This window comes from Enhygromyxa salina (assembly GCF_002994635.1).
Classification (GTDB): domain Bacteria; phylum Myxococcota_A; class Polyangia; order Nannocystales; family Nannocystaceae; genus Plesiocystis; species Plesiocystis salina_B.
The window spans coordinates 25,890-33,619 of the sequence record NZ_PVNL01000043.1; the positions used below are offsets into that span (position 1 = coordinate 25,890).

The 7,730-nt window shown below is 67.5% G+C and carries 6 protein-coding genes; all 6 read left to right on the forward strand.

Going from position 1 to position 7,730, the window contains the following annotated elements; genetic code table 11:
• The first annotated feature begins 77 nt into the window (after positions 1-77).
• On the forward strand, positions 78-623 hold the full coding sequence (locus ENSA7_RS10410; RefSeq protein ID WP_146157551.1) for a hypothetical protein: 546 nt from the start codon (positions 78-80) through the stop codon (positions 621-623).
• 92 nt (positions 624-715) lie between these two features.
• Positions 716-3,736, forward strand: coding sequence for an HTTM domain-containing protein (locus ENSA7_RS10415; RefSeq protein WP_106089080.1), 3,021 nt, complete (start codon positions 716-718; stop codon positions 3,734-3,736).
• A 67-nt stretch (positions 3,737-3,803) separates the two neighbouring features.
• On the forward strand, positions 3,804-5,756 hold the full coding sequence (locus ENSA7_RS10420) for an HTTM domain-containing protein (RefSeq protein WP_106089081.1): 1,953 nt from the start codon (positions 3,804-3,806) through the stop codon (positions 5,754-5,756).
• 13 nt (positions 5,757-5,769) lie between these two features.
• A complete protein-coding gene (locus tag ENSA7_RS43460; protein WP_181233585.1) occupies positions 5,770-6,306 on the forward strand; it encodes a hypothetical protein in 537 nt (178 codons plus the stop codon).
• Positions 6,307-6,320: 14 nt separating this feature from the next.
• On the forward strand, positions 6,321-7,211 hold the full coding sequence (locus tag ENSA7_RS10425; RefSeq protein WP_181233588.1) for an HTTM domain-containing protein: 891 nt from the start codon (positions 6,321-6,323) through the stop codon (positions 7,209-7,211).
• A 154-nt stretch (positions 7,212-7,365) separates the two neighbouring features.
• Positions 7,366-7,730: RNA-binding protein (locus tag ENSA7_RS10430; RefSeq protein WP_106089083.1), on the forward strand; the 365-nt coding region annotated here is incomplete at its 3' end.

Genomic DNA, 7,730 nt, shown 5'->3' on the forward strand with positions numbered 1-7,730 from the left:
CGCTGCGGTAGCGTATGGGCGATCACGAGCACCGCCACGGTTTGCGGCGATGTGTCGTGATGGTCACGAGCGTTCTCATGCCCCACAAGCCTGTCATCACGGCCCCGACTTCCTTGATCCCGCTGTTGCTGGCCGCGTGTCTGACCCTCGGGGTGTCGAGCGTGGCTGCGGCTGCTCCGCCCAGCTCGAACGCTGGGGGTGCCGGACCCGAGGAGGAAGCCTGCAGCGGACGCAGTGTCGGTGACGCGTGCTCGCTGCCCAACCGCCAGCTGGGGACCTGCAAGGCCGGGACCTGCAACCGGCTCGACTACTCGGGCGGCTCACCGCCGAAGGCGATCGAAGCCGCGTGCGTCGTGTGTGAGGCTGGGGCTGGTCATGCTGGTCATGACGGGCCACCGTCGCTGGGTTCTGGTGGCGCCCCGCCAGACAGCGGCGCCGATGCAGGGGCCGACAACGGCGACGCGAGTGAGTCAACGCCCGCGGGCACGGGCAAGCAGCCGCCCCAGTCGGCGAGCCGCTGCCGGGTCGTCTCCGAGGGTGGTGGGCCTGGCACCCTCGGACTCCTGGGACTGCTCGGGCTACTCGGCGTCGCGTTCAGGCGCCGCCCCCAACCCGGATCGTGAGTCGACGCTCGTGCGCGGATCTGCCAGGGCGCCGGTCCAGGCGGTTCTCGCGACGTGGTCGATGAAGCGTGCGTGATAAGTAGACCCCATCCATGTTCATGCTGCTCGCCAAGGCCGAGTACCCAACCGCCCCGCTAGATCTTCAGCTTCAGATCGGGTGGCTCGTGCTCGCGTGCATGACCTTGCTGGTCGTGTGGGCCTGGACCCGGGCCGAGTCGGTCCGCCGCGCCCTGTTCGCCCGCGAAGATCCGCGCCTGTTCGCGCTGTTTCGGATCGGCCTGGGCGTGATCACGATCCAGAATTTCTGGAACCTCAACATGCACTGGCGGATGCTGTGGACCGACGAAGGTCTGTTCACGGCTTCCGAGGCGCGCTCGCGGATCGGCCGGACCGCGCTCTCGGGCTGGACCGAGACCGACGGCTTCCTGGACGGCTGGGCGCTGCTCAAATTCTTTTGGGGCAAGCACTCGCTGCTGCTGATCCAGAGCGACCCCCAGTTCGTGCAGCTGTATCTGGGCGTGCTGATCGGCGTGCTGGTGCTGTTCACGATCGGGTTTCGAACCCGGATCACCGCGGTGCTCGCGTGGCTGCTGATCAACAGCCTCTACAACCGCAACGCCGTGTACCTCGAGGGTCACGACACGGTGTTTCGCTGCATGTGGTTCGTCGTCTTGTTCGCGCGGACCGACGCCGCGTGGAGCGTCGACAACTGGCTTCGGCGCAAGCGCGAGGCCCGGCGGGCCGCAGCGTCCGGCGCACCCTATGACTGGCTGCGTCTGCTCGATCGCGCCGGTCACTGGCTGTGGGGCGGGCTGTGGGCCTGGGGGTTTTGTCGGGTCGTCGGCTTCGATCCGCAGACCGTCTACATGCTGGTCCTGGCCGGGATCACCACCTGCGTGGTGGTGGGGCTGGTCGAGCGCGAACACGCGCGGGCCAGGCTCGCCAAGGTCGGGGGCGGTGCCACGAACGCGCCCGCGCCCGCCCGCTTCGAGCTGATCCCCGGGTGGCCGCGCTACCTCTACATCGCCCAGCTGATCTGCATCTACTCGGCGACCGGCCTGTACAAGACCGGCAGCGTGTGGAAGCAGGGTGACGCGCTCTACTACTCCCTCAACATGGATCACTTCTATCGCTTCGAGGTCGCGACCCAGTGGGTCAGCCTGTACCTGGCGACGAACGTGTTCCGGGTGATGACGCTGATCACGCTGTACTGGGAGAAGGCGTTCGCGGTGGTCGCGATCGGGCTGATCCTGCGCTGGCGACACGTCCACCGCGACACCCCCTGGTACCAGGCCATGCAGGCCACGACCTGGCGCATGTGGCTCGGTCGGGCGGCGTTCGTCGGCGCCTACTGGGTGATCTATCGGGTGCTGGTGCTCGCGTACCCGTGGTGCCTCGAGCTGCAAAAGGACAAGGCGCCGACGCCAGCGGGGCCGGGGCTCGCCTCGCTGCACCTGGTGTTGGGCGTGCTGATCCCGATCCTGGTGATCGTGTGGCACCTGCTCGGACGCTGGCCGATCCCGATCGGCAAGCTGCTCGGGCGGCTGTCCAAGCGGATGGCCCCGGCCACGATCGATCAGGAGCTGGTCCGCAAGTGGGTGTTCGGGCGGCGGACCTGGCTCGGGATCGGCTGCCTGTTCCACGGGATGCTGCTCGCAACCATGAACATCGGGATGTTCCCGGTGATCATGGTCTGGATGTACGTGGCCTTCTTCGAGGCCCGCCCGGTCCTGATCGCCGGGCGCTGGCTGCGAGATCAGCTGCGCAAGTTCAAGGCGACCCGGCTGCTGGCGCCCAAGCTGCTCGACGACGCCCTCGCCGACGACCAGGTCGAGACCGCCGAGCAGTCGCTGCGTCGTGATCCTCGCGGCCCGTGGTGGCTGGATCCATGGTTGATCGTGGCCGGCGCGGTCGAGCTGCTGCGCACCCGCAGTCGTCAGGCGCTGACCACCACGGTCGAGCGTGGACGCGCTCGGGGCGGGCGGATCCCCGACGCCGTGGTGCTTGGGCTGGCTGGTGTCGCGGTCGCGCTGGTGACCATGCGCGGGCTCGAGGCCAAGACCGAAGACACCGGTCGCGGCACGACCAGCGCGACCTTTGTCGGGGACGTGCAGTCACGCGCGCGCGACCAACAGCGGGCCGAGCTCGAGGCGCGCAAGACCCGGATCGATCGGCTCGGCGACTACGGCCACTGGTGGGTCTACCTCGGCCTCGGCTGCGCGGTAGTCTCACAGTTTCGGCGACGACCCGCGCTCGACACCCTGCCCGAGGACCGCGAGCAAGCGCCGCCGCCCAAACCGCCCGAGCCGCCTGAGGTGGAACCAGCCGAGCCGGAACCCCCGAAGGTCGCCGAGCCCCAGCTGATCGGCGGCACGGTCCTGCGCACGATCGTGCTCGGCTTCATGCTCTACCAGATCGGCGCGATCGGGACGACCTTCATCCCGCGCTACTCCGTGACACTGGCCTGGCGAAACGACGCCCACCACGTGTTCGGTGACTTCGTGCAGGGCACCAACCAGAACCAGAGCTGGAAGATGTTCGCGCCCAACCCCCCGCGCGGCAACACGTTCATGCGCACGGTGGTCATCGACGCCGACGGCAAGCCCTATCAGGTCGGCAAGGATCACTACACCGAGCGGCCCTACGTGTTTTGGTACAACGACCGCGAGCGCAAGATGCATCGGCGGATGATCGGCAAGAGCAAGTGGTACCTGCGCTATTGGGGCCAGTATCACTGCCGTGACTGGGCCTTCAACAACGATGGCCAGCTGCCGAAGGAGGTCCGGATCTTCAAGCTGCGGACCAACATTCCGCCGCCAGACCAGCTCGTCGAGGCTGGCGTGCCGTCGGACCCGCGCAAGCGAAAGCTGCGGACCGAGCTGATCGAGACCTACACCTGCAAGCCGGACGTCGTGACGCCCGAGATGAAGCAGCGTCGCGGCTGGCCGCTCTCGGACGAGGACCACGCTCAGCTCGAGAAGGACGCCAAGCGGAGCGAGGCCGACGCAGAGTCGACGCGCACGCTGTGGAAAGCCCGCGAGGACTTCGGCGGCGTCTCGCGTGAAGAGCGAGACCAACAACGAGCCGACGACTCCGAAGGAGATGACGAATAGCCGTGAGCCAACGCGCGCGCATTTTTGACGGCTGCTCACGCGGCAGCGCCAACCCCATGGAGCGATCGTGCTGATCCCACTGTTGCTGGCCAAGCAGCCAGAGGTCGACGTCTCCGCCCACATCGAGGCGGCGACGCAGTACATGTGGATCGCGTTCGCGCTGCTGATCGCGTTCTTCGTGCTGCGGCCCGAGCTGTGGCGCCGGCTGTGGTTTCGGCGCCTCGATCCGCGCGGGCCCGCGCTGGCTCGGATCGGCCTGGGCATCACCTTGGTCTGGACCTTCCTCGACCTGCTGGTGCTGCAGGGCGAGTGGCTGTTCACGGATCAGGGCCTGCTGCTCACCGACATGGCTCGCAAGAACTACGGCGGCAAGATGCGCACGCTGTGGGATCCCGAGCACGGGTTCGAGCACTGGTGGGACGTGTTCACGGTGCTCACGGATCGCTGGTCGGTGTTGTTCATCCGCAGCGATCCGCCGTTCGTGTACGCCCTGTTCGGGCTGCTGTTCGTGTTCGGGACCATGATGACGATCGGGCTGTACACGCGAGTGAGCACGATCCTCAGCTGGCTCTTGATGCTGCAGCTCTACAACTACAACCCGATCTACTACACCGGTGGCGACACGGTGATGCGGGTGATGATGTTCCTGGCGATGTTCATCGACTGGGGGCAGGCCTACTCGGTCGACGCCTGGCGAGCGCGGCGGCGGGCGATCCTGGCCGGCGCCGAGCAGATCCCCGCGCCCAAGCGGATCGCCGTGTGGCCGATCCGGCTGATGATGATCCAGCTCGCGTGCATCTACAGCGCGACCGGCCTGCTCAAGAGTGGCAAGACCTGGGCCAACGGCACCGCGCTCTACTACGCGCTCAACCTCGATCACTTCTACCGGGTCCCCGCGTTCACGCTCTACGCGTGGGCCGACAAGCTCTACATCACGCGGGTCATGACCGTGACCGTGCACTGGTGGGAGTCGCTGTTCCCGCTGGTGTTCCTCGGCGAGCTCCTGCGCGGGGTCGACAAGGATCAGGCGGCGGGCACCTGGGTCGGCCCGGTGCCGCGCTGGACCTTCTACGCCCTGGGTCTGGCTGGCTCGGTGCTGGTGGTCTGGACCGCGCCGACCTGGGCCCGGACCGCGCCCTTGTTCTTGCTCGCGGCGATGATCTACGCGGACCGCCGGTGGATGAAGGAGCCCGACAAGTCCGGGACCGACGTGGTCGCGTGGACGATCCGCGGGCTCAGCTGGCTGTGCCTGATCGGCTTCGTCGCGATCGGGGCCGTGTTCGCGGATCTGGGGGTCCTCTACTACTTCAACCCCCCGAAGGACGCGCCCGCCTGGCTGCAGAACAAGGCGCTGCTGCGCAACGCCGCCTCGATTGCGACGATCTCGGTCCCGCTGTTCCTGGCCGCCGTGATCCTGATCTTGCGCACGTGGATGCCCCGCGCGTACCGCTTCACCCGCGACTGGCTGTTCGGCAAGCGCCTGTGGCTGACCATGGGGCTGTTCATGCACATCGGGATCGACCTGACCATGAACGTCGGGACCTTCGTGCAGGTCATGATCGCCGTGTACCCGATCTGGCTGGCGGGCGACGACGTCGACGCGATGTGGCGCTACCTGCTGTGGCGCGCCGCCAAGCCCGGCGAGGCCGGCCGACCGCCGGTCCCCAAGGGCAGCCTGCGTCGGTTCGGGCGGCTCCTGATCGCGCCGTTCGAGCGGGCCAAGTACCGCGTCCGTCGGCCAGCCTGGGTCTGCATCCACGGCCCCAGTGAGGCCGCGATCCGCCGGGTGGCCTTGCTGCGTTGCTGGGATCTGGGCGAGCGGATCAACTTCGAGCTCGACCCGGACCGCACCAGCGAGGTGCTGCTGCTGCACTCACCGGATCGCAAGCACAGCTTCGAGGGGGGCCGCGCAGCCCGTGAGCTGATCTCCCTGTTTCCCGGGCTGTGGTGGCTGTGGCCGCTGAGCATGTTCCCCGGCATCGGCCGGGGCGTGGCCATGATCCTGCGCCAACGCGTGTAGGACTGCGCTGGTCATGAAGACCAGGATCATCGACGTCATCGCGTTGCTCGCCTTCGTGGTGTTGTGGCTGATCCCCATGGCCTGGGTCGGCTACCTCGGGGGGCCCCCTGCGAGCTGGCCGGTCAACTGCCAGGATCTGTACGCGGTCTCGTGCTTGTTTGGGCGCGGCAGCGAGCGCGTGAGCATGTTCTATGTGCAGGTCCGGTTCGCCGACCGGCCGGGTTGGTACGACCTGCCCGAGCACGAGTACTTCAAGCTCGAGCCCTTCGGTCACCGCAATCGGTTTGATCGGTTCATGGCGCGGTTTGGGTACCGCGAGGGCGACGGCCTGGCCCGCAGCGAGCTCGCGCACTGGCTCGCGGCCACCCACCGCGAGCGGCACGGCGATGAGCCGGGGATCGTCGCCGTTCGGTTCTTGTGGGTCGACCACGTGATCTCGGCCGACGCGCCACCCGAGGATCGCTGGCGCAAGCCGCCCCGACCGCGAGCCGGGCAGCTGCGCACGCTTGGCGATCCCGTGATCATTCAAGCCGCGGCGGTGCAACCGTGACCCAACCACCGAGCGTGACAGCGCGAGCGCTTCACTGGGCGCTGGGGCCGGTCTCCGCGATTCGGCTCGAGAGCTTTCGGTGGACCACGACCTTGGTGTTGCTCATCTACACCCTGACGTGGAGCTTGGAGGCCAGTGAGTGGCTGACGCCTGTCGGCTATCACGTGAGCGCGGCCGCCTCGCGTGGGTTGCAGCTGCCGATCCCGCTGCTGGGTCGGGGGAGCCTCGTCGCGTTCTTGCTGATCTACGTCGGCAGCATGGTCGGGATCTTGTTGGACCTGCGCCCGCGGCTGTGCTCGTACGTGGTGTTCATGGGGTTGCTGTATGTGACCCTCGCTGATCGACTCTCGGCGTTCTCGATGAACAAGCTCGCCCTCGTCGCGTACTTGGTGCTGCTGCTCGCACCTTGGCCCGCGACTGGCTCGGCTGGCCGCGATGCTCCCGATGTGCCCGATGCTCCCGACAGTTCCCAGGATCAGGAGCACCCCCAGCTGCGCTCCGCCTGGCCGCTCCGGATCCTGCAAGCGACCGTGTTGCTTCAGTACGTTGGCGCCGGGGTTTGCAAGCTGCGCGGCAACTGGCTGACCAACCCCCAGGTGCTGTGGCTGCAGGCGCAGGACGTCTACATGACCAAGTTCGCCGCGTGGATGGTCCGCGAGGTTCCGGTGTGGGGGTGGACCGTACTGCAGCACGGCGCGCTGGCGTTCGAGTTGCTCGCGCCGCTGCTGCTGTGTGTGCGTCGACTGCGACCGCTCGGGTTTGCGTGGGGTCTGGCGATGCACGTCGGCATCGCCCTCATGATGCACAGGGTCGGGCTGTTCTCGTTGTCGGTGGTCGCTTACTACGTTCTGTTCGTTGACGAAGCCCACCTGTTTGGCCTGCGCGAGCGGCTTCGGGCGGGGTGAGGTCGGGCTCGGGTTGGGTCCCGGGTTTGGGCTCGGGCCATGGTCGCGAGAAAAAAATTGCAGGCTTCCGCGTAGGCAATGGTTGCCGCTGCGCGGGCGCCTCCGGTACCCTGGTCGTACGGGGCAAAGGACCCCTGGATCGAGAAGCTCGCAGATGTCGACAAAACTGTTCGTCGGCGGCCTCCCTTGGGCGATGGACAACCAGCGCCTGAAGGAAGTGTTTGCTGAATTTGGTGACGTGGAGGACGCCCGCGTCGTGTTGGATCGAGAGACCGGACGCTCGCGTGGGTTCGGCTTCGTCACCTTTGCCACGCCAGAGGCTGCCGAGAACGCCCTGGCGCTCAATGGCCAGGACGTGGACGGGCGGCCGATTCGCATCGATCGTGCCCAGGAGAAGCAGCGGCCCGCTCGTGGTGGTGGTCGGCCGTCGGGGCCGGACCGTGGCGGTGGCGGTGGCGGTGGCGGTGGCGGTGGCGGTGGCGATCGACCTGACCGGTCGGGACCTGCCGCCGCCCCGGG